Genomic DNA, 22,675 nt, shown 5'->3' on the forward strand with positions numbered 1-22,675 from the left:
ATTAGTCCTCCCAGCGTTTGAATGCGAGAACAGCGTTATGACCACCGAATCCAAAAGTATTTGAGATAGCATACTCAACATCGGCTTTGCGGCCTTCACCGTAGATGACATCGGCTTCAATGTCATCTGACAGTTCCCTAGTACCAGCTGTCATTGGCAGGAAGCCATGGCGAATTGCTTCGATTGTCGCGATTGCTTCAACACCGCCAGCTGCACCGAGCAAGTGACCAGTGAAGGATTTGGTAGAAGATACTGGGACATTCTTACCGAGAACAGCGACAATAGCTGCACTTTCACCTTTCTCATTGGCCTGAGTTGAGGTCCCATGGGAGTTGACATAGCCAACTTGTTCAGGCATAATTCCAGCTTCATTGATGGCTAGACGCATAGCTTTAGCGGCTCCAGACCCATCTGGAGTTGGCGTTGTCATGTGGTAAGCATCATTGTTAGCACCGTAACCGATAATTTCCGCCAAGATAGTGGCACCACGTTTTTGAGCGTGCTCCAAGCTTTCAAGGACCAAGACACCAGCACCTTCACCCATGACAAAGCCGTTGCGATCTTTATCAAATGGAATTGCTGAACGAGCTGGATCTTCAGTTGTAGAAAGGGCAGTCAAGGCATTGAAACCACCGATACCAATCTTAGTAATAGAGGCTTCAGCACCTCCAGCAAACATGACATCGTGCATACCGTATTTAATTTCACGGAAGGCTTCACCGATAGCATCATTGGCAGAAGCGCAAGCGGTGGTAACAGATTTACTTACACCGCGAGCACCAAGCTTCAGTGAGATATTCCCCGCAGCCATATTTGAAAGAGCCTTAGGGATAAACATTGGCTGAATCCGTTTCATACCACGTTCGTGCATCCGGATGATTTGGTCTTGCAATTCTTGCAAGCCACCGATACCAGAGGAAACAATAACACCTGTCCGGTCACGATCGACTTGATCCATATCCAGCTTGGCATTTTCAAGTGCTTCCATAGTCGCGTAGATAGCATAAAGAGAATACATATCCATACGGTTTTTGTCTTTCTTGACAAAGTATTTATCGAACGGGAAATCTTGGATTTCACCAGCATTATGGACAGGAATTTCTGATGCATCAAACTTAGTAATAGGTTTGATACCGATTTTCCCATTTTCCAAACTATTCCAGAATTCTTCTGGGGTGTGTCCGATCGGTGATGTGACACCGTAACCTGTTACAACAACACGATTAAAAGTCATAATTCTTCCTCAATTTTCTTGGTTTTTATAATAATTGGACAAGCTATCTAGTCATGCGACTAGCCTTGCATGGTCATACCACCGTCAATGGCGATGACTTGACCTGTGATATATTCTTGACCCGCCAAGAATATTGCCACATCAGCAACTTCTTCAGCTTGGCCAATTCTTTTCATGGGAACTTGACCCAGCATAGATTCTTTGGCTTTTTCAGGAATAGCATCGGTCATATCTGATTCGATAAAGCCCGGAGCGATAGCGTTAACTCGTACATTGCGGCCAGCCACTTCACGGGCAACCGACTTGGTTAGGCCAAGCAAGCCTGCTTTAGAAGCAGCATAGTTAGCTTGACCGACATTACCCATAAGGCCGACAACAGATGACATATTGATAATTGCTCCTTGACGGGCTTTGCTCATCGGTTTCAAAACCGCCTGAATCATATTGAAGGTCCCAGTCAAATTAATCTTGAGTACCTTCTCAAAGTCTTCTTCGGTCATCTTGAGCATAAGTTTATCATTGGTGATACCGGCATTGTTTACCAAGACATCAACTGAACCTAGGCTAGCAATGGCTTCATCAATCATGCGTTTAGCATCTGCTGAATCAGAGACATCTCCTGAAATGGCTACAACCTTAACGCCATAGCCAGCAAATTGAGCTAAGAGCTCATCCGAAATTGCTGAACGGCCATTAAGAATAATATTTGCACCTTGTTTAGCGAACTTATGAGCGATAGCTAAACCGATACCGCGGGTTGAACCCGTAATAAATACATTTTTATTGCTTAATTCCATAAGAATCTCCTATTTTTCTAACAGGGCTTGAAGGCTAGCCAAATCTTCAACTTGGGATAGGTTTGCAGCTTTATCAATTTTCTTCATGAAACCCGAAAGAACCTTTCCAGGACCAATCTCAATATAAGAAGTCACACCTAGCTCTTGCATGGTCGCAATTGAATCATAAAAACGAACTGGTTCCATGACTTGGCGGGCCAAGAGAGACTTAATCTCTGAGTGATCCATAACCTTGGCTTCAGTATTACCAACCAGAGGAAGTTTAAAGTCAGAAAAGGTAACTTTTTCTAACTCCTCAGCTAACTGATGACTCGCAGGCTCTAAAAGAGCCGTATGGAAGGGACCTGAGACCTTGAGCGGAATCAAACGCTTAGCACCAGACTCTTTCAAATTTTCAACAGCAGCATCTACCGCTGCAGCATCGCCACCAATAACGATTTGCGATGGTGTGTTATAGTTAGCGGGTCTGACATATCCCTTGTCAGAAGCTCGTTGGCAGGCTTCTTCTATAACCTCTACAGGCGTATTCATGACAGCGACCATCTTTCCAGTACCTGCTGGTGCGGCTGTTTCCATAAATTCACCACGCTTCGCTACGAGAGCTACGGCCTCTTCAAATGGCAGGGCACCTGCAGCTACCAAGGCTGAATACTCTCCTAGAGAAAGCCCCGCAACTGCATCGGGTTCATAACCTTTTCCCTTCAAGAGGCGGTAAATCGCAACCGATGTTGTTAAGATGGCTGGCTGCGTATAGCGGGTTTGATTAAGTTTTTCTTCATCGTGATCAATCAAATCGCGCACATCATAACCCAAAATTTGACTAGCAGTGTCAAAAGTCTCCTTAACAACCGGATAAGTATCATACAAATCTCTGGCCATGCCGAGCTTCTGAGCTCCTTGACCAGCAAATAAGAATGCTGTTTTTGTCACAGTCTTTCCTCCAAGTTTGGCTAGAGATAGTTGCTAAGCTAAGCTTAGTCAGCCACCTAAGGTCTTCGCTTGATTAGTCTTCTGATACGTCTGCCCAGCGTTCAGCCTGTTCCTTGATAACATTAGCAGCGCCATAGTAGAGATCCTTCAAAATTTCTTCACAGGTTTCTTCCTTACGAACTAAGCCGGCAATTTGACCTGCCATGACTGAACCGTTTTGCACATCGCCATCAACGACAGCATTGCGAAGGGCGCCCGCACCAAGTTCTTCAATCTCTTGAGCAGTAATCTTTCCAGCTAAGAAATCTTTTTCAGCTTGAGCGTAAGATGAAGATAATTTATTTTTGATAGCCCGAACTGGGTGACCAACAACATTGGCAGAAACGACTGTGTCGATGTCCTTAGCCTTGAGCAATTTATTCTTGAAATTTTGATGGGCGTTAGATTCCTTAGCGACAACAAAACGGGTTCCCACTTGGATGGCTTCGGCTCCCAGCATAAATACTGCTGCCGCACCATGACCATCTGCCACACCGCCTGCTCCAATAACAGGGATATCAATAGCTTCAACCACTTGACGAACCAGAGTCATGGTTGTCAGTTTACCGATATGACCGCCTGCTTCCATACCTTCTGCGATAACCGCATCAGCACCTAGTTTTTCCATACGTTTGGCAAGGGCAACACTCGGAACTACAGGAATCACTGTAATACCAGCATCGTGCAGACGTTCCATGTATCTACCTGGATTGCCAGCACCTGTTGTTACTACCTTAACCCCTTCTTCAATAACAAGGTCAACAATATCATCAGCAAAAGGAGACAAAAGCATGATGTTGACACCGAAAGGTTTGTCAGTAATAGATTTTACCTTATCAATATTAGCTTTGACAACTTCTTTTGGGGCATTACCACCACCAATAATTCCAAGTCCTCCAGCATTGGAAACAGCTCCTGCTAAATCGCCGTCTGCTACCCATGCCATACCCCCTTGGAAAATAGGGTATTTAATATTCAATAATTCTGTAATCCGAGTTTTCATATAATTACTTACCTTCTTAATAAGTTGCTAACACTCCAATAACTTTGAGCGTCAAAGTTTGAGTATCAAAGTATCGGTCTAAAGAAGAAGGCGGATGAGTTTCCTCTTCCACCTTGCAGCCTTGCGAATTATTCAGAAGAACCAAGACGATTCAAGGCCACATCTTCGTGACTAAAGCACAAAAATTCAAAGGCTGGGAAAAGCTCCCAGTCCCTTAAAGAACTTATTTAGTTTTTTCTTCTACGTAGGCAACCAAGTCACCAACAGTATTCAAACCATCTTCAGTTTCGATTTGGATGTCAAAAGCATCTTCGATTTCTGAGATAACTTGGAAGACATCAAGTGAATCAGCATCAAGTTCGTCAAATGTTGTTGCCATTTGAACCTCTTCTGCTTCTTTACCAAGTTCTTCAACGATGATTTCTTGTACTTTATCAAATACTGCCATTTTAAAATTTCTCCTTTAAAATAAAAAATAATATTTATAAATACTGTTTGTCACAGTTATCTATCTAAATTTTAACAATTAGACTGCCCCATGTCAATCCCCCACCAAATCCTGATAGGAGCACTGTTTGGCTACCGTCAAGTCTAATTATACCATTTTCGACCGACTCTGCCAGCAAAATTGGCACGCTAGCAGCGCTGGTATTACCGTAAGACATCATATTAGCCAGAAATTTGTCCCGCTCAATACCAATCTTTTTAGCCATCTTGTCCAAGATCCGAATATTAGCTTGATGAAGCAGAGTATAGTCCAAATCATCGCCAGAAATTCCTGAAGTCTCCAAAAGCTCTTTAATGCTGGAAGCTACATCTCGGATAGCAAAGTCAAAAATAGCTCGACCATCCATCGTCATGAATGGAGCATCTTCACTAGACTCAGAATAAGGCGAGTTAAGGCCCGACTTTCCTGAGCGCAAGCTGTCGCTTCTGCTGCCATCTGTGTTAAGGGATTCAGCAAGGAAATGCTCTTTCTCACTCGTTTCGAGAAGGACACCACCTGCACCATCTCCAAAAAGAACTGCTGTACGGCGGTCTGACCAATCCAGAGTCTTAGATAAGACTTCGGCTCCAATAACAATTCCTTTTTGATAGGCACCGGACTTAATCAGTTTCTCCGCTGTGGACAGTGAGAAAATAAAGCCGCTGCAAGCAGCAGTCAAGTCGTAAGCAAAGGCATTGGTTGCACCAATATTGGCTTGCACACGTGCCGCTGTCGTCGGCATCATAGAATCGGGTGAGATAGTAGCTACGATAATGAAGTCAAGTTCCTCAGGCTGACTGCCTGATTTTGCCAACAGTTGCTTGGCCACCTCAGTAGCCAATTCACTTGTTTCTTGATTGCGGCTGATACGTCTTTCTTTGATACCAGTTCGGCTGGAAATCCATTCATCACTGGTATCCATAATTTTGGACAGATCATCATTGGTGACAATCTGCTCAGGTACATAGTAGGCTGTTTGACTGATTTTTGCAAAAGCCATTATTTTAACTCCTCAAGGAATTGATAGAGCTTATGCAACCCGCGTTCTAAGGTTTTAATCTCTATCTCATCCATTCCTTCTGTAATTTGTGTCACCATGTTCTTGTGGAAACGGTTATGGAGGCGATAAATCAAGCGCCCCTTTTTGGTCAGATTGAGGTGAACAACACGGCGATCAACCTTTGAGCGATGGCGTTCAACATAACCCTTTTTTTCCAATTTATTCAGGCTAGTTGTTACCGTTCCCAAAGTCACCATCAGCTCTCGGGCAATATCGCTTGGGGTTGCGTCCGGAATATGACCAATAATATCAACAGTGTGCATTTCCTTCATGGACACATCATTAAAACGGCTGTTTTTTAAGCTCATTTCCTCAATGACTAAGACATTGTTGAAAACTTTGGTTAGATATTCATTTACTAGTTTATAATCCAATTTATATCTCTTATACCTCGATTCTCAAATAATTTGATATTCAAAGTATATCAGATGCGAAATCCATTTGCAAGAAAAATGAAATATTTTCTTAACGATCTGGCAGGCTTTCAGCTTATACTAAATTTCAAGTTCAAGTTAGCCAGTCTGTAAAAACTCTTTAGGAGATTTATAATTGAATAGTTTCTTTGGATAGTTGTTAATCCAGTTTTCAATAAATGCGACTTGTTGTTGAGTCGCATTTTTGCTTCCCTTAGGCAACCAGCGCCGGATGAGTCTATTATGATTCTCATTAGTTCCACGCTCCCAAGAAGAATAGGGGTGGGCATAGTAGATATGAGCAGGGTCAAAAACTTCTGCTAAACGACTGAATTCAGCCCCGTTATCAGCTGTGATAGAGTTAATTTGATAATCCCTGAGGATTGCTTTCAGAGCTTGATTGACTGAAGACGTGGACTTATCGGGAATGAGTCGAATGATTTGATAACGACTCTTTCTATCCGTTAGAGTCAACAGGCACTCGTTTTTTGCCCGAGTTTGAATAACCGTATCAATTTCAAAATCACCAACATTCTCACGCTTGTTAATGCTTTCTGGTCGTTCCTCGATAGACTTTCCAGCTGGCTTAAAGTTGGGACTGGCATGCTTTTTCTTAGTTTTCTCCTTGCGAGGATAAAGCATGTCAGCTTTAGTCAATCCTAAGTGTCCATGATGAATCCAGTAGTAAATAGTGGAGATGGGAACAGGTAATCCTTTTGCCTTTACTATCATCTCAGGAGAATATTTCTGTTTGATGTAGTGAGTTATCTTTTCTTTGAGTCCCTTGGTCAGGGAGACTTGTTTAACAGAACGTTTACGATTGTTTTGATAGGCTTTTTGGGCGAAGTCAGCTGAGTAGATCACCTCAAATTTTCCTTTACGCACTTGTTGTCTAACCTGACCACGTTTGACTTCGTTGTGAATGGTTTGAGGAGCTTTAGCCAATCTCCTAGCGATTTCACGATTTGAGAGCCCTTCTTGAAGCCAACGTTCAATTATTCTACGTTCAGTTAGTGTCAAATGTTTACTTTTTGGTGTATAATAGTTTTGCATCTCAGAGTCTTTCTAATTGTTATTGTGGTGATTACAATTATATCTCTCTGAGATGTTTTTTGATACTCTTAGGTGGCTAACTTCATTTTAGAACTTTCCGCTTTCAGCTTATTTTCAGGTCCCATTTTACCAATAAATCAACTGACCGGAACTTATCCTTGACAAAACTGGCTCAGTTGCCATATTACTAATTAAAAGCAAATTTAAGGTTTTTCGGCAGTTTAACGTAATGATAAGCTTAAGACGAGAAAAGAGCTGGATTTTTTCCCAAAAATTTGGGCCCTTGAAACTGAAGACTCATCCAACTCTTGAATTTAGAAAAGTGCACTCAGGTATTTAATACCTCTATTACTTTTTCTAAAATTCTTTGTTGCTTAACATCCATCTACTGTTTACTTCCCAGTGAATTTCGGCCGGCGTTTGGCACTGAAAGCATTAACCCCTTCTTTAAAGTCTTCAGTAAAGGCTAACGATTTCTGCAGGGCTAGTTCAAGGTCAGCATATTCTTCCCAACCGGCAAATTCACTCTTCCAAACCATCTCTTTAATAGCCCTAAAGGAGTTGGGGGAACTGCGTTTCAGCCGCTTAATCAAGCGATCCGTGTCACGTTCTAATTTTTCAGAATCAGCTAGACGGTAGATAAATCCCCAGTCTAAAGCTTTTTCAGCATTGACAGCTTCACCGGTCATGGTAATTTGCGTAGCACGATTGATACCGATTGAACGGGTTAAGAGGAAGAGGCCTCCGGCATCGGGTGCTAGGCCAACACCAACAAAGGCCTGAATAAATTTAGCTTTTTCGGAGGCAATGGTAAAATCTGCCGCCAAGACCATGTTAAAAGCTGCCCCTGCAACCGGTCCATCAACGCTCATGATAACAGGCTTGGGCAGGCGTTTAATCATGAAGGAAATGGTGTTTACCAATTCCGCAATCCGTACGAGTGATTGAACATCGTCCGCATCAACAGCCTTTTGCATCTGGTCTAAATCTCCACCAACCGAAAAGACCTTTCCACTGGCATTGATAAGTAAAATTTGCACAGTGTCATCCTTTTCTGCCTGACTAATGGCCTCGATGATTTCCTCACAGATAGGGATATTGAACCCGTTAGAAACCTCAGGACGATTGAGGGTTAGAGTTGCTACACCATCTTCGACACCGTAAAGAATGGTTGAGAAATTCATAAGATACCTCCAATTATTTTAATATTCAAACAAAAATAAAAGTTTTGTCGTATTCCAACTTATTATAGCTGAAAATACGAGTTTGACAAGGAATTACTGTCTTTTATCTTTGTTATATTTGTAATAAAAGAGGCTGAATGTCAGATCCAGCCTCTCACTTACCCTTATTTTATCCTTCCAATGCAGGTACTTGGAGGAGATCCATAGCCTGATTTAGACTGCTTATCAGACGGTCTGCCTGACTCTGGTCGAGACCAAAACGTTTGTCCTCGAGAGCCCAAACTTCAATACCCGCCGCAACTCCGGCAGCGATGCCTTTTTCGCTATCTTCAATAATCAGCAAGTCTGTTTTGGCAAAGCCTAGGAGATCTGCCGCGGTATTGTAGATAGCTGGATTCGGCTTGCTTTCTGGGAATTCTTCCCCCGATAAAATAACATCAAAATAGGCAGTCAAATCCGTATCCCCCAGAGCTTTCAAGATATCTGACTTAGTTGAACTAGAGGCCAGACCGATTTTAAGTCCAGCCTTTTTCAAACGCTCCAAACTTGGGCAAACGTCTGAAAAAATAACTTCTTGGTAGGGGAGGGGATGGGCGATCTTATAGGCTGTATAATCTGCCTGCAGCTGGGCAATATCCCAGTGCCCATAATCTTGGCCTAAAATTTTTTGCCAGACTTGCTTCATATTGCCGCCGATAAAAAAACTAAGGGGCAGATGGTCAATCGAGATGCCCAGGCCCGCTAAAAAAGTTTGGCGGCGACTGTAGTAGAATTCCTCGGTATCAAAGAGAACACCATCCATATCAAAAATAATTGCTTGCTTCATGAAAAACCTCAGCCTCATTTTACCATAAAGAGTCTGTCTGGACAAAGTTCAATCAAGCATCGGACAGGCTGACCGATGCTTGATGGGATTAAAACTGAATTTGAAAAGATGTCTGAATTTTGCTATAATTTTAGGCAATCTCACAAGGAAAGATAGACGGAATTATTATGAAAGTCATTAAATTTGGCGGAAGTTCGCTGGCTTCTGCGGAACAGTTAAAAAAGGTTCTCGATATTGTCCGATCAGACTCTGAACGACGCTTCGTAGTTGTTTCAGCACCAGGAAAACGCACCCCTGAGGATACTAAGGTTACCGACGCCCTCATTAAATACTATCGTTCGTATACCAATGAAGATGATGTTTCAGCAGATCAGGATTGGATTATCAAACGCTACAAAGGTATCATTGATGAACTAGGCCTATCTCACAGTATCCTCGATAGGATTACTGCTTCAATTACAGAATTAGCCACCCTGCCCATTGAAGGAAACGATTTCCTCTACGATACCTTCTTAGCGGCTGGGGAAGATAACAATGCTAAATTAGTAGCGGCCTACTTCCGTAAGAATGGTCTGCCTGCCCGTTATCTGCACCCTGGTAAGGCCGGTATTATTGTTTCTAGCGAACCCGGCAACGCCCAAATTCTTCCTTCTAGTTACGATAAACTGGAAGAATTGCGAGATAGCGATGAGGTACTGGTCATCCCTGGCTTCTTTGGCGTGACTGTTAACAAGCAAATTTGTACCTTCTCCCGCGGGGGGTCTGATATCTCTGGTTCTATTGTTGCTGCCGGTGTCAAGGCTGATCTCTACGAAAATTTCACTGATGTTGACGGTATCTTCGCAGCCCATCCAGGTGTTGTCCATAAGCCTCACTCTATTAAGGAATTAACCTATCGGGAAATGCGGGAGCTGGCCTATGCTGGTTTTTCTGTCTTGCACGATGAAGCCTTGATCCCTGCCTATCGAGGACGGATTCCGCTGGTTATTAAGAATACCAATAATCCTAGCCATCCAGGAACCCGCATTGTCCTAGAACATAGTAAACAGGAACTACCTGTTGTAGGGATTTCAGGCGATGATAAATTCGTCAGCATCAATATTTCCAAATACCTGATGAATAGAGAAGTCGGTTTCGGCCGTAAGGTTTTGCAAGTTTTGGAAGACCTTAACATCCGTTGGGAACATATTCCAACTGGGATTGACGATATGTCCATCATTCTGCGGGAAAGGGAACTGACCCCCATCAAAGAAAGAGAAATCCTGACACAGCTGACTCGTAACTTGGGTGTCGATGAGGTGGAATTTGAAAGAGACCTCTCCATCATTATGATTGTTGGAGAAAACATGAAAAATCAGGTTGGGGTTATGTCAACTGCAACCAAGGCCATGTCTGACAAGGGAATTAATATCGAAATGATTTCCCAAGGTTCCAGTGAAGTCTCCGTCATGCTGGTGATTAAGTCCAGCCACGAAAAAACAGCAGTTCGGGCGATTTATAAGGCCTTCTTTGGTCAGGAAGATGAAAAGAAATAAATAATTTTCAAAAGCTCTCAGCTCGAGGGCTTTTATCTTGCCTCATCTAAATTGAAGGCGTTCTTAGCCTTAATCAGATTGTCATCTTGTAACCCTAGCATTTATGATATAATTAGGGAGATTGTTTACGGGAAATATATCTTGACACGTAATAAAAGGGTGGGAAGGTAAAGACCTCTTATTTTTTGATTGGTGTTCTTTTTTCTGTACCCGCCTACTTTAAAAAGGAATGATTATGAAGAAATTTTTTATTAGCCTCTTAATGACTCTTGCTCTAATCCTTGCTGGAAATCTAGTTCAGGCTGATGACTTCGAGGCTCCCGCTGAGCATGCTATTGCTGTTGACTCTTCAACTGGGAAAGTACTCTACGAAAAGGATGCAACCAGTCCAGACGGCATTGCTTCAATCACCAAAATTTTAACCGTTTATATGGTTTACAAGGCCATTGATAATGGCAAACTCTCTTGGAATACTAAGGTTAAAATTTCCGATTATGCTTATGACCTAACAACCAATTCTGAAGCCAGCAATGTCCCTATGGATGACCGCGAATACACGGTCAAGGAGCTAGTCAAGGCTGCTATGATTGCCAGCGCCAACAGTGCAGCTATTGCCTTGGCTGAGAAAATCGGGGGAGATGAACCGACCTTTGTTGATATGATGCAGACCCAGCTCAAGGAGTGGGGAATTAAGGATGCTAAACTGGTTAATGCCTCTGGCCTCAACAATAACTATCTTGGCGACCATATTTATCCTGGCTCTAAGTCTGATGATGAAAATCTCATGAGCGCTCGCGATGTCGCCATTATTGCCCAGCACCTGATTAAGGACTATCCTGATGTTCTGGATATTAGTAAGAAAACCAAGGCGGATTTTCATGGCACAACCATGACTACTTTTAACTTTATGTTAGATGGAATGCCTTATGCTCGTGAGGGGGTCGATGGTCTGAAAACAGGGACAACTGAACTAGCTGGTCAGTCCTTCGTTGCAACATCGACTGAAAATGGTATGCGAATCATCTCGGTCATTCTCCATGCAGACCATGCTGACACCAATGAATATGCTCGATTTGATGCTACCAATAAATTACTCAACTACGTAGCTTATAATTTCCAACTAACCAACCTAACGGTAGAAGGAGAGGCTTACAAAGCCAGCAAAGCTCAAGTCTTGGATGGTAAATCAAAAAACGTCTCTGCGGTTTCCAAAGACGATTTCCGTGTGATCACTAAGATTGGCTCCGACCATAAACCAAGTGCTACAGTTAAAACCAAGCCCGTCACAGCAGCAGTTAAAAAAGGCACCAAGGTTGGTACTCTGACCTATGATGACCCCGATTTAATCGGTACAGGCTATCTAGACGGTCCACCGCAAGTGACCTTAGTGGCTCAGAAACCTGTCAAAAAGAGCTTTTTTCTCAAGGTATGGTGGAACCACTTCGTCCGCTATGTCAACGAGAAGTTATAAAGTAAGATACGAAAGGAGTGGGATCAACCCAAAAATTGAAAATTTTGGGTTGTATGCCCACCTCTGCACAGCACAAGATGTCTAGAGAGACCTTGTGAGGTTGGAAATAAGATGAACGATGATCACGTTTAAGTTTTCCGCTCTGGCCTTGTGGTGAGGTAAAAGGGAAACCAACCAGCAGTAGTTTATTGGTGCTAAATCACCCAATGAACTGTGCAGGGGAGTGAGTCACAAACTTGCTGCCAACCACTGCGCCAAGAGCTTATTCCAAAACAAGAAGACTGGACAAATTTTTGCCCAGCTTCTTGTTATAAGTTAATTCGTTGATCAGAAAAAGAATCTGGAAAATTTCCTCACTTATGCTTATATTGACGTCCCCTTGTCAAGTGGACCGCTAATAATAAAAGATTAGACAACGGCCTTGTTCCTTATTGCCTTAACTGCCATCGTTCAACGCAATGGTTGACTGTGATAATCCACTCCGCGCTTTAACGTCTAGCCTACCACATGTCAGCAAAATAGAAATAAAATTGAACACCTCACTAAGCAGGTCAAGCAACTATTGAGACATTCAAATCAAGCTTGTGCTGGAAAGTCTAGAGCTGAACTATTCTTTCTGCAGCAGATCATTTTTAAACGCTGTGGTGTTTTAAAAGTGAGACTTAGGAAAAGATGTCGGTCGTTCATGGCATACATAGTGTTGCTGTCGCAACTTTTTGAGCTCTAAAACGAGGGAGTTAGACTCAATTGATAGCTTTGCCCTACCGATTGAGACTAACTCCCTTATTTTTTCGTCCTATTTTCTTCGACATAGCTGATACACCAGCCAACCAGTTCCTCCAGTCGGGTGATTTGCTCAGTCATGTGAAGATACCCCATAATGGCTTCAAAACCGGTTGACATCTTGTAGGTGATGATATCAGTATTTTTAGCTTTGGTATGGCTATGAGCATTGCGCCCCCGTTTATAAATAGCCACTTCTTCCTCTGTTAAAAGATTGTGGTCCAGCATGGCCTCAATCAGCATGGCTTGAGCTTTGGCTGATACATAGTTAGTAGCTAGGCGATGAAGCTGATTAGGCTTAGTCTGCCCTTGAAAAATCAGATGGCGGCGGACATAGAGGGAATAGACCGCATCCCCCTCGAAAGCTAGGGCAATACCATTGATGAGGTTGACATTGACTTTAGTCACGGGTCCACCTCACGCCATCTTTGGTATCCAGCAATTTAATCCCTTGAGCTGCTAGATCATCACGAATCTTATCCGCTGTTGCAAAATCTTTTTGTGCCCGAGCGGCTTGGCGTTTTTCAATTAGGTCCTCAATTTCGCTGTCTAAACGTTCTTCTTGGAAGACGATACCAAAAACTTCCAGCATCTTGGCAAAAGATTCCTTTATAGTTTGGTTATAATGACCTGAATTAATCCATTTGGCCAATTCAAAGATAACCGTAATACCATTAGCGGCATTGAAATCATCATCCATAGCATCCTTGAAATCTACTAGGAACTTATCCAATCCAGCTTGATCAGCCTGCTCACTCAGCGGAAGGGTATAGGTGTTCCTGAGATACTTGAGATTAGCCTTGGCATCATGGATAGCCTTCTCGGTGAAGTTGATAGGTTTGCGGTAGTGCTGGGTCGCTAAGAAGAAGCGAAGCACTTGACCATCAACAGTTTTGAGAAGGTCATGGACAGTTACGAAATTGCCCAGAGACTTGGACATTTTTTCATTGTCAACATTGACAAAACCATTGTGCATCCAGTAGTTAGCAAAGGTCTTTCCCGTCTTGGCTTCGGACTGGGCAATTTCATTGGTATGGTGGGGAAACTCAAGGTCTGCTCCACCACCATGAATATCAATGGTGTCTCCCAGAATAGTAGTCGACATCACCGAGCACTCGATATGCCAGCCTGGCCGGCCGGGCCCCCAAGGGCTGTCCCAAGAAATTTCATCCGGTTTAGCAGATTTCCACAAGGCAAAATCGAGGGGGTCTTCCTTGAGCTCAGTCTCACTATCAGTTCGGCCGCTGGCTCCAACTTCCAGATCAGCTAGAGTTTTATTGGCTAAAGCTGCATAATTTTGCGATTTTTGCACACGAAAATAAACATCTCCCGCAGTTTCATAGGCAAAACCTTTATCTATCAGGACTTGGACGAAGTCAATGATGTAATCCATAAAGTTCATAACCCTAGGATTCTGCGTAGCTGGCTTGATCCCTAATGCCTTGGTGTCGGCCATAAAGGCTGCAATGAACTTATCAGCCAAGTCCTTTGGCGTCATATCAGCTTCCTTAGCCGCCTTGATAATCTTGTCATCGACATCGGTGAAATTGGAAATATAGTTAACCTGATAACCGGCGTATTCAAAATAACGGCGAATAGTATCGAAGGCCACACTGGATCTAGCATTACCGATATGGATATAGTTATAAACAGTTGGTCCGCAGACATACATATTGACTTGATCCTTATGCAAGGGGACAAAGTCGCGCAGACTTCGCGTCATCGTATCGTAGATTTTTATCATAATGTTTTTCCTCATGAAATAGTAAGAAGGTGGGACAAAAGTCCCTGCCTTCCATTAACTAGTTTAGATAGAGCAATTTGACGCAGTGGTTGGGAGTAAGACTTGTTGACTATACCAACTTAGCCTTGCCATTAGGTGCTTTAGCACCAATGAACCACTGATATCTTGGGGCGCAGTCCCATTCTCAGCGCCCTCTTAAACAGTCCAGTTGACCTTGGCAGTCTGGGGATAGCCTGCCATCTCAAAATAGGAAAGTGGCAGAAGCCTAAGCCTTAAAATGGGAAGCTAGGAAAATCGAAATCCCCATTTCATGGCGATTTACTGATTGAGTCCCACTCTCATAATGTTCTCAGACTTCTAAAAGCCCACTGCCATCAAGAACGAAACAAGCATTTACCTAACAAGCGTGACCGCTCGGAACTTAAGCCTAGCCTATTTCCTTTTTGACCCATCATCTTTGATAATAAAGGTCAGGATAACCCAAAAGATACCGATAGCCAGCCAGATATAGGCATAGCTGTGGCTGCCATAGAGCCATTGCTGGCCAACATTGAGGAAGGCCAAAATAATGACCAGTAAATTTAACCAATTTTTCTTAATAAAGTTCATTATTTTCCTCTTTTACCGTGCTTCCGAGCTGATGGAACTTCTTAAATCTAGGTCAGCGCTAGTGGCTAGCCTAGAGATGGGATGAATGATAACTAGCCTCACGAGCTTCTTGCAAGGTCTTGATTGCCACCTCATCCTTTCGCCCATGAACTCGGACAACCTTGGCTGGGACACCAACTACGGTAACATCTGCTGGGACATCCGATAGGACAACAGCGCCTGCGCCTACTTTGGCATTGGGGCCAATCTCAATGGGACCAATCAGTTGAGAATGGGCAGAGATTAGGGCACCTTGGCGGATAGTGGGGTGTCGTTTGCCAACATCCTTACCGGTTCCACCCAGGGTAACACCATGATAGAGCATTGCTCCTTTTTCAACGATAGCTGTCTCTCCAATAACTAATCCCGCCCCGTGGTCAATAAAGACCCCGCTGGCTATCTGAGCTCCTGGATGGATCTCAATATTTGTCCAAAAGCGCCAAAATTGACTGTGCATCCGAGCCAGCAGTCGCATGTGGTGTCGCCAGAGGAAGTGAGAAATCCGATGAGCAGCAAGGGCTTTGATTCCCGGATAGGTTAAAATCACCTCTAGGGAAGTCCGGGCCGCTGGATCCTGTTGCTTAACAATATCTATTGATTCTTTCCACCAACCCATAGGCACCTCTCTTATTTTTCGATACTAGCCCAATCCACCAAAGTTTGATTTTCGTTGAGCGGATCAAGTACCACTCCCTTGGTATCACCAACACCACTCTCACCTTGGGCTGGATGGGCAATCTGATCTACGGTCCAAGTCATAACCGTTCCCTTAGCTAGGCGGAAAGGATAACCTAAATCCCCATCATTATACCATTTGGCAAAGCTGGGAATGCTAGAAAAGGCTGGAATGTAAGTTCCGTTTTCAATCGTCAAAGCTGGGTAACTGCGTTGATAGCTACCATCTTCACTGGTCAAGATAATGACAGGGACAAAGTATTGACGTTGTAGGCTATCTCGGCCCTGATTTTCTTCCCCCAAGACATCGTTCAAAAGCTTGGTGTAAGTATTGATGAGTTGAATCAATTCACTGCTCTTGAAAATAGTGGAGTTGGCAAAGTCGCCAGCTTTTTTAATATTGAAGACCAAACCATGCAAACGGTTAGTCACGGCCTCTTCTAAAACTTCAATGCTGGGGCGTTCTACCCAATCCTGCGTCTTAGCACCAGGATGTTCTTTCTTGAAATTGTCCAAATCATTCTTATTACTGAAAACAGGGATAACTTTTTGACCTTGCATAGCAACAGCATAGGGCTGGGCAGCCGCTATTACTGGAATAGAGTGAAGACAGTTAACTAGGGTCAACCCATCTAAAAAGTTTTCTGGATTGGCAATAAAATTACGTAAGGCAAAATCGAGTTCTGAGTTAAATTTATTCATGATGACCTTCTTTGGATTCTACTACTTGTTCTTCTTGTTTCTTAGGTTGGTGAGTGTGGTCAACCTTGCGACGACTGTATTCATCTTTTCCAGTCATTGAATGCTTTCCTGCTGACTGGTGATTCCGTTTCTTATGATGGTGCTTTTTAGTCTCCGGTCTTTCATCTCCTTCAGGTTTTGGCAAGAGAGCCTTAATGGAAGCATTGACCCGACCCTTGTCATCTATTTTAATCACTTTAACATCGACTTTATCGCCGACTTTAACGATATCTTCAACTTTGTTGGTTCGTTCCCAAGCCAATTCTGAAATATGAACTAAGGCATCGGTCTTATCAAAAAGATTGACAAAGGCACCAAAGCTTTCGATCCGGACAACTTCGGCATGGTAAACCTCACCAACCTTGGCTTCACGTACCAGATTGGCAATGATTTCCTTGGCCTGAGCAATGGCGGCTTGGTCAGGAGAGTAGATTTGGACATTTCCTTCTTCGTCGATGTCAATCTTGACTCCTGTTTCCTCGATAATTTTATCGATAGTTTCGCCACCTCTGCCGATGACCACCTTGATTTTATCGACATCAATCTTAATAGTGTCAATCTTAGGAGCGGTTGGAGCCAATTCAGGTCGCGGAGCTGGGATCGTTTGTTCAATCAGGTCGAGAATTTCAAAACGGGCCTTTTTGGCTTGAGCCAAAGCCTCCTTAAGAATCTCTGGGGTAATCCCTGAAATCTTAATATCCATTTGCAAGGCTGTAATCCCTTGACGGGTTCCGGCCACCTTGAAGTCCATGTCACCAAAGTGATCTTCCAGACCCTGAATATCTGTCAAAATGGTATAGTTGCTGCCATCAGAAATCAGTCCCATGGCGATTCCTGCTACAGGAGCCTTGATAGGGACTCCCCCTGCCATCAGAGCTAGAGTCCCAGCACAGATAGATGCTTGGGAAGAGGAACCATTGGATTCCAGTACTTCTGCTACCAGACGGATAGCGTAGGGAAAGTCTTCAAAACGCGGTAAAATTTGAGCCAAGGCTCGCTCACCTAGAGCACCGTGACCGATTTCTCGGCGGCCAGGTGCTCCATAGCGACCGGTTTCTCCAACAGAATACTGAGGAAAATTATAGTGGTGCATAAAGCGTTTACGGTACTCTGGATCTAAGCCATCGACAATCTTGCTGTCACTCATAGGTGCCAGAGTCAAGACCGACAGAGCCTGAGTCTGGCCTCGGGTAAAGAGTCCTGAGCCATGCACTTGGGGTAAGAAATCTACTTCAGCATCTAGAGGGCGAATCTCATCGACCTTGCGGCCATCTGGACGAACCTTATCCTCGGTAATCAGGCGACGAACTTCAGCATGTTCCATTTCTTCTAAGATTTCAGCAACATCACGTAAGATGTGCTCGAGTTCTTCGTCTTCAGCATAGCGTTCTTCATAGATTGCCAAAACTCGGTCCTTGATTGCCTGCGTTGCTTCTTCACGAGCCAGTTTTTCTTCAACTTGAACAGCTTTTTGCAGATCACTGTTATAGGCTGAAATAATTTCAGCCTGAAGCTCAGGGTCAACCTGCAAGAGCTCGACCACTGCTTTTTCCTTACCAACCGCAGCGACAATTTCTTCTTGGAAGGCAATCAATTCCTGAATGGCTTCATGTCCCTTGAGCAAGGCCGCCAACATAATATCTTCGGATAATTCTTGAGCACCCGACTCAACCATATTGATGGCCGCCTTGGTCCCAGCCACCGTCAACTCCAGACTGGAGACTTCTTTTTGTGCAGTTGTAGGATTAATGATAAAATCACCGTCTAGGTAGGCAACCTGAACGCCTGCAATCGGTCCGTTAAAAGGAATATCAGAAATACAGAGAGCTAGAGAACTGCCAAACATGGCTGCCATTGGAGCAGATGCATCTGGATCGTAGGACAAGACCGTATTGATGACCTGCACCTCATTGCGGAACCCCTCGGCAAACATGGGCCTAATAGGACGATCAATCAAACGGGCTGTTAAAGTGGCATCGGTCGAAGGACGACCTTCCCGTTTCATAAATCCACCGGGAAATTTACCAGCGGCATACATCTTTTCCTCATAGTTGACTTGCAGAGGAAAAAAGTCAGTTGTAGCCATTTTTTTGGACATGGTTGCAGCGGAGAGGACTGTTGAATCTCCATAACGCACAATAGCAGCACCATTAGCCTGTTTGGCTACTTGACCGATTTCAACCACTAGGGGTTTCCCTGCAAAAGTCATTTGAAAAGTTTGTTTTGCCATGAATCTACCTCATACTCATGGATAAGCAAGAGCCTCTTTCTAGGCCAAGAGCCTGACCCTCGCTAATCCTTGAATGTTCTAGTTAAAATTGATACCCGTTTTTTACAAAATTAAATGAAGATGAAGCTTAAACGTTTGCTGCAAGATCTCTTGACTTAATTTTGTATAAAACCATGGTATCGCTTATATTCTACCACAAAAGAAGGCTAATGATAAGATTAGGAACAGGATTAAGGCTAAGAAAAGGTTTCAAAATATTCCTTTGAAATCTATAGCCATAGAAAATCAAAATCAGGTTAGGAAACAAGCCACAGACAGCTTGAGAGTGAAGATAAGGCAAACGACAGCTTGTAGCACTGAAAAGGCAGCAAGGCGAAAGCAAAGACATATCATTTGACTTTTCAAAGAGCGTTAGAAATGATTAAGCATCTGGGACATGATTACTAAGGCCAAGAAAAACACGACAATAATTCCTAAGCCAGAAAATCCGGCTTGAATCCTCTTTGATCTAGTTAAATTTAGTGGCAGTCCTAAGCCAAAGAAAAAGGGACCCAGAATAAAGAAGCTATAAAAAAAGGTATCATTTTTTAGATAAAGGCTGTAAAAAGATAGGGCAAAGACAAGTCCCCCAAAAGGACTGAGCCAGATCAATCTGCGGTAGCTTGGGGCTAGGGCTAGACCGATAAAAACTAGGCCTAGGGCTGGCATGGCTAGTATAAAAATAAAGAGAAGCTGAACTAACATGGCCCTATTATAGCATAAAGCTTGAAAAGCCAGACATCCAAAAAAGACCTGAAAAATTCAGGTCCTTCTAGTCTATCCGATTGTCACTTAGAATTGATCAATCAAGAGTTGTTTCATATCTTCAATGTATGGCTGACGTGGGTTGGCTGGCGTACATTGGTCATCATAAGCCAAGCTTGCTAGACGATCAACAGCTGCATCAAAGGCTTCCTTGGTAACTCCGTTAGCTGAAAGTTTTGGTTCAACGCCTACTGCGTGCATCAATTTATCAATGCGTGCGCAGAGTGCTTCAACCAATTCAGCATCGTCTTTGCCTTCAAGTCCAAGAGCTCGGGCAATATCTGCGTAATCACGCTGTGCACGGTATTCTTCATAACGTGGGTAAACTGAACGTTTGACATTTCCTGCTACACCATTGTAGCGGATAACATGCTGCATAGCAATTGAGATAGCAAGACCGTGCGGAAGTCCGAATTCACCGCCAGTCTTGTGGGCCAGTGAGTGGTTAATACCAAGAAAGGCATTACCGAAGGCCATACCAGCAAGCGTTGAAGCATAGTGCATGTTTTCTTTGGCTTGTTCACCACGAAGTGTTGGATTCTTAGGATCATAGTTATAAGCATCTTCCAAGTTTTCAATGATTAACTTGATAGCTTCAAGTGACCATGGACGTGTGAAGTCCGATGCCATAACAGATACATAAGATTCAAGGGCGTGCGATAAGGCGTCAAGGCCTGACCAAGCTGCTGTACGTTTTGGTACAGTCATCACAAACTCTGGGTCAACGATAGCCACTTGTGGCGTTAATTCATAGTCGGCAAGTGGGTATTTTACATGTGTGAAATCATCTGTGATAACAGCGAACGGCGTTACCTCTGCACCTGTACCTGATGTTGTTGGAATACAGAAGAGACGAGTTTCTGTTTGATGCTTGAATTTCACAATACGTTTACGGATATCAATAAATTTTTGTTGCAATTCAAGGAAGAACTCACTCACATTTTCATAAGCATCAAGCCATCCTTCTTCACGGTCAAGAGACACTTCATAAATCAAACGGGCAATCTTAGAGGCATCAATAGCGGAACCACCACCGATAGCAATAACGGTATCAGGCTTGAAGTCACGCATTTGTTTAGCAATTTCAATGGTTTGACCAAGAGTTGGGTCTGGCTTGATGGTGCCGTAAAGCGATGTCACCACTTTTTCATCACGTAGGGCTAATTGTGCATAAACCGTATCAACGAAGCCAAATTGAACCATACCTGGGTCTGCAACAATGAGGGCGCGCTTCATTGGTTCATATTCATCCTGAAGGTAAGAAATAGCGTTCTTTTCGTAGTAAGTTTTTTCTGGCAAACGTACCCATTGAGGACGATTACGGCGTTTCGCAACAGTTTTCACGTTCAAGAGGTCGCCAGTAGATAGGTTGTGTGACAATGAATTTTTCCCCCATGATCCTGTTCCAAGAGTTAGGCTGGCTTGCAATGCATCTGTATAGACATCGCCAATACCGCCGACTGAGTCTGGTTGGTTAACCAAGATACGAGATGAATTAAGGGCATCTCCAAATTCTGCAACAAACGGGTCTCCTTGTGAACCAATTTGGATGGCACAATTGTGACCGGCACCTTGGTAGTCAAGCAAGGCAGCGACAATCTCGATGCCGTCTTGGCGGTCTTTCGCTTTGTAAACCGAAAGGAGCGGAGAAAGCTTCTCTGAAGATAATTTTTCACCGATATTCTTCTTGTCCAATTCAAACAGGAGTACATCTTTACCTTCTGGTAATTTCACACCAGCTTGTTCACAAATCCAAGCAGCTGACATACCAGCAACTGGACCGTTCACACCGTGGTTGTCATTAAAGACGAAATCCTCAAGTTTTTTATAGTCTTTCTTAGGTACTAAGTAAGCACCTTTTTCTTGCATTTTAGCTAACCATTCTTTGTAGATCGGTGCTTCAACCACTGCTGAGTTTTCAGTCGCACAAATCATACCATTGTCAAATCGTTTTGACAAAAGAAGGTCTTCAACTGCACGGTCAAGGTGAGCCGTAGCATCTACATAAACAGCACCATTACCAGCACCAACCCCCATTGATGGGTTACCAGATTTAAGAGCGGCATTAACCATACCAGGTCCACCAGTTGCTAAGATTGATGCAATTTTCTTATTTGAGATCAAAGCATTGGTATTAGCGATCGATGGTGTCTCAATCCATTGTACAATATTCTTAGGAGCACCAGCTGCTACCGCTGCATCGTACAAAATTTGAGCCGCGTGTGCAGAACATTTTTGCGCTGCAGGGTGGAAAGCAAAGACGATCGCATTGCGTGTCTTTAAAGCAACCAAAATTTTGAACATGGTTGTTGATGTTGGGTTTGTTGTTGGCACGATGCCAGCCAAAACACCAAGAGGGGCTGCAATCTGAATACTGCCAGCTACTTTATCTTCGCCAATAATGCCAACAGTTTTTTCATTTTTAATACGTTCGTAAACATATTCTGTCGCAAAGTGATTTTTAGTATCTTTATCTTCGATAACACCGCGGCCTGTTTCCTCGTGTGCTTCTTTCGCCAATTCAAGAGCAGCTTCCGAACCAGCAAGTGCCATAGCTGCAACAATTTTATCAACTTGCTCTTGAGAGTAAGTTGCGTAAACACGTTCAGCTTCTACGGCTTTGTCTACAAGTTCCCCCGTATACTGTTGCGCCAATTCTTCAGCACTGAGTTCTGCAGTTTTAGTTGCTTTTGCCATAAATTTATCCTCCAAAGATAATCATTAACGAATGGTTGACTAAGAAGATGATCACTCGTAAAAATTCAAAAAAATTAGTTTGTGATTTTCTTCACGTTAATATTGTAACCCTTTTCGAAATAATGTCAAGCACTTTTGTGATTTTTTTCACGATTTTTTGGTTTTATACCACAAACAGCTATTTCGCTACTTTCTTTCCCATAAAAAAGCTACCAGTCCAAACAACTAGCAAGTCTGTGAAAAAAAGAGAAAACAGGCTTGAAGTATCCTGCTTCATTGCCTGTTTTCCTTTTTTCTTTGAGGATGACAGCCTATGAAAAT

Annotated in this window: 19 protein-coding genes; 2 read left to right on the plus strand and 17 right to left on the minus strand. The window is 43.3% G+C overall.

Annotation, left to right across the window (positions count from 1 at the left end; all coding sequences use genetic code 11):
* Window position 1: 1 nt before the first annotated feature.
* From fabF to STRCR_RS00485, 10 genes are all read right to left on the minus strand, one after another.
* Entirely contained in the window at window positions 2-1,234 is a 1,233-nt protein-coding gene (fabF, locus tag STRCR_RS00440) for a beta-ketoacyl-ACP synthase II (RefSeq protein ID WP_004226416.1), read from the minus strand.
* A gap of 59 nt (window positions 1,235-1,293) precedes the next feature.
* Entirely contained in the window at window positions 1,294-2,031 is a 738-nt protein-coding gene (gene fabG, locus STRCR_RS00445; RefSeq protein ID WP_004229639.1) for a 3-oxoacyl-[acyl-carrier-protein] reductase, read from the minus strand.
* Window positions 2,032-2,040: 9 nt separating this feature from the next.
* Complete coding sequence (gene fabD / locus STRCR_RS00450) at window positions 2,041-2,961, minus strand: ACP S-malonyltransferase (RefSeq protein ID WP_004228478.1); 921 nt, start codon at window positions 2,959-2,961, stop codon at window positions 2,041-2,043.
* A 73-nt stretch (window positions 2,962-3,034) separates the two neighbouring features.
* A complete protein-coding gene (gene fabK / locus STRCR_RS00455) occupies window positions 3,035-4,003 on the minus strand; it encodes an enoyl-[acyl-carrier-protein] reductase FabK (RefSeq protein ID WP_004228910.1) in 969 nt (322 codons plus the stop codon).
* Between the two features lie 223 nt (window positions 4,004-4,226).
* A complete protein-coding gene (locus STRCR_RS00460) occupies window positions 4,227-4,451 on the minus strand; it encodes an acyl carrier protein (protein WP_004227037.1) in 225 nt (74 codons plus the stop codon).
* A 64-nt stretch (window positions 4,452-4,515) separates the two neighbouring features.
* Window positions 4,516-5,490 carry a beta-ketoacyl-ACP synthase III gene (locus tag STRCR_RS00465; protein ID WP_004225267.1) on the minus strand — a complete coding sequence of 325 codons (975 nt, stop codon included), beginning with the start codon at window positions 5,488-5,490 and terminating at the stop codon, window positions 4,516-4,518.
* On the minus strand, window positions 5,490-5,924 hold the full coding sequence (gene fabT / locus STRCR_RS00470) for a fatty acid biosynthesis transcriptional regulator FabT (RefSeq protein ID WP_004229930.1): 435 nt from the start codon (window positions 5,922-5,924) through the stop codon (window positions 5,490-5,492). The genes STRCR_RS00465 and fabT overlap by 1 nt, the downstream gene beginning before the upstream one ends.
* Before the next feature lie 138 nt (window positions 5,925-6,062).
* A complete protein-coding gene (locus STRCR_RS00475) occupies window positions 6,063-7,016 on the minus strand; it encodes an IS30 family transposase (RefSeq protein ID WP_004225294.1) in 954 nt (317 codons plus the stop codon).
* A gap of 392 nt (window positions 7,017-7,408) precedes the next feature.
* Window positions 7,409-8,200 carry a trans-2-decenoyl-ACP isomerase gene (fabM, locus tag STRCR_RS00480; protein ID WP_004230133.1) on the minus strand — a complete coding sequence of 264 codons (792 nt, stop codon included), beginning with the start codon at window positions 8,198-8,200 and terminating at the stop codon, window positions 7,409-7,411.
* Between the two features lie 169 nt (window positions 8,201-8,369).
* Window positions 8,370-9,026, minus strand: coding sequence for an HAD family hydrolase (locus STRCR_RS00485; RefSeq protein WP_004228050.1), 657 nt, complete (start codon window positions 9,024-9,026; stop codon window positions 8,370-8,372).
* Between the two features lie 167 nt (window positions 9,027-9,193).
* On the opposite strand from STRCR_RS00485, the gene STRCR_RS00490 reads away from it, so the two are divergent.
* Window positions 9,194-10,561 carry an aspartate kinase gene (locus tag STRCR_RS00490; RefSeq protein ID WP_004226580.1) on the plus strand — a complete coding sequence of 456 codons (1,368 nt, stop codon included), beginning with the start codon at window positions 9,194-9,196 and terminating at the stop codon, window positions 10,559-10,561.
* A gap of 235 nt (window positions 10,562-10,796) precedes the next feature.
* The gene (pbp3, locus tag STRCR_RS00495) at window positions 10,797-12,032 is read left to right on the plus strand and encodes a D-alanyl-D-alanine carboxypeptidase PBP3 (RefSeq protein ID WP_004229241.1); all 1,236 of its coding nucleotides are present in this window, start codon (window positions 10,797-10,799) and stop codon (window positions 12,030-12,032) included.
* 783 nt (window positions 12,033-12,815) lie between these two features.
* On the opposite strand, the gene STRCR_RS00500 is transcribed toward pbp3, so the two are convergent.
* From STRCR_RS00500 to adhE, 7 genes are all read right to left on the minus strand, one after another.
* Complete coding sequence (locus STRCR_RS00500) at window positions 12,816-13,223, minus strand: Mini-ribonuclease 3 (RefSeq protein WP_004227328.1); 408 nt, start codon at window positions 13,221-13,223, stop codon at window positions 12,816-12,818.
* On the minus strand, window positions 13,216-14,559 hold the full coding sequence (gene cysS / locus STRCR_RS00505) for a cysteine--tRNA ligase (RefSeq protein ID WP_004226942.1): 1,344 nt from the start codon (window positions 14,557-14,559) through the stop codon (window positions 13,216-13,218). The genes STRCR_RS00500 and cysS overlap by 8 nt, the downstream gene beginning before the upstream one ends.
* Before the next feature lie 432 nt (window positions 14,560-14,991).
* Window positions 14,992-15,168 (minus strand): hypothetical protein, encoded by a 177-nt coding sequence (locus STRCR_RS12180; RefSeq protein ID WP_003048902.1) that lies wholly within the window; start codon window positions 15,166-15,168, stop codon window positions 14,992-14,994.
* 70 nt (window positions 15,169-15,238) lie between these two features.
* Window positions 15,239-15,823, minus strand: coding sequence for a serine O-acetyltransferase (gene cysE, locus STRCR_RS00510; RefSeq protein WP_004229686.1), 585 nt, complete (start codon window positions 15,821-15,823; stop codon window positions 15,239-15,241).
* Window positions 15,824-15,834: 11 nt separating this feature from the next.
* Entirely contained in the window at window positions 15,835-16,584 is a 750-nt protein-coding gene (locus STRCR_RS00515) for an SseB family protein (RefSeq protein ID WP_004227385.1), read from the minus strand.
* Window positions 16,577-18,853 carry a polyribonucleotide nucleotidyltransferase gene (pnp, locus tag STRCR_RS00520; protein ID WP_004226327.1) on the minus strand — a complete coding sequence of 759 codons (2,277 nt, stop codon included), beginning with the start codon at window positions 18,851-18,853 and terminating at the stop codon, window positions 16,577-16,579. Before pnp ends, STRCR_RS00515 begins: the two co-directional genes overlap by 8 nt.
* 831 nt (window positions 18,854-19,684) lie before the next feature.
* Window positions 19,685-22,354, minus strand: a complete 2,670-nt coding sequence (gene adhE, locus STRCR_RS00530) for a bifunctional acetaldehyde-CoA/alcohol dehydrogenase (RefSeq protein ID WP_004228226.1) — start codon at window positions 22,352-22,354, stop codon at window positions 19,685-19,687.
* Window positions 22,355-22,675 lie beyond the last annotated feature (321 nt).

The sequence above is a fragment of the Streptococcus criceti HS-6 genome, from assembly GCF_000187975.2.
In the GTDB taxonomy this organism is placed as follows: domain Bacteria; phylum Bacillota; class Bacilli; order Lactobacillales; family Streptococcaceae; genus Streptococcus; species Streptococcus criceti.

Excerpts from the sequence above, each read along its gene's own strand:
- fabF (WP_004226416.1), bottom strand. The coding sequence starts at position 1,234 with ATGACTTTTAATCGTGTTGTTGTAACAGGTTACGGTGTCACATCACCG.
- fabG (WP_004229639.1), bottom strand. The coding sequence starts at position 2,031 with ATGGAATTAAGCAATAAAAATGTATTTATTACGGGTTCAACCCGCGGT.
- fabK (WP_004228910.1), bottom strand. The coding sequence starts at position 4,003 with ATGAAAACTCGGATTACAGAATTATTGAATATTAAATACCCTATTTTC.
- STRCR_RS00460 (WP_004227037.1), bottom strand. The coding sequence starts at position 4,451 with ATGGCAGTATTTGATAAAGTACAAGAAATCATCGTTGAAGAACTTGGT.
- STRCR_RS00465 (WP_004225267.1), bottom strand. The coding sequence starts at position 5,490 with ATGGCTTTTGCAAAAATCAGTCAAACAGCCTACTATGTACCTGAGCAG.
- STRCR_RS00475 (WP_004225294.1), bottom strand. The coding sequence starts at position 7,016 with ATGCAAAACTATTATACACCAAAAAGTAAACATTTGACACTAACTGAA.
- fabM (WP_004230133.1), bottom strand. The coding sequence starts at position 8,200 with ATGAATTTCTCAACCATTCTTTACGGTGTCGAAGATGGTGTAGCAACT.
- STRCR_RS00485 (WP_004228050.1), bottom strand. The coding sequence starts at position 9,026 with ATGAAGCAAGCAATTATTTTTGATATGGATGGTGTTCTCTTTGATACC.
- STRCR_RS00490 (WP_004226580.1), top strand. The coding sequence starts at position 9,194 with ATGAAAGTCATTAAATTTGGCGGAAGTTCGCTGGCTTCTGCGGAACAG.
- pbp3 (WP_004229241.1), top strand. The coding sequence starts at position 10,797 with ATGAAGAAATTTTTTATTAGCCTCTTAATGACTCTTGCTCTAATCCTT.
- cysS (WP_004226942.1), bottom strand. The coding sequence starts at position 14,559 with ATGATAAAAATCTACGATACGATGACGCGAAGTCTGCGCGACTTTGTC.
- STRCR_RS12180 (WP_003048902.1), bottom strand. The coding sequence starts at position 15,168 with ATGAACTTTATTAAGAAAAATTGGTTAAATTTACTGGTCATTATTTTG.
- cysE (WP_004229686.1), bottom strand. The coding sequence starts at position 15,823 with ATGGGTTGGTGGAAAGAATCAATAGATATTGTTAAGCAACAGGATCCA.
- STRCR_RS00515 (WP_004227385.1), bottom strand. The coding sequence starts at position 16,584 with ATGAATAAATTTAACTCAGAACTCGATTTTGCCTTACGTAATTTTATT.
- pnp (WP_004226327.1), bottom strand. The coding sequence starts at position 18,853 with ATGGCAAAACAAACTTTTCAAATGACTTTTGCAGGGAAACCCCTAGTG.
- adhE (WP_004228226.1), bottom strand. The coding sequence starts at position 22,354 with ATGGCAAAAGCAACTAAAACTGCAGAACTCAGTGCTGAAGAATTGGCG.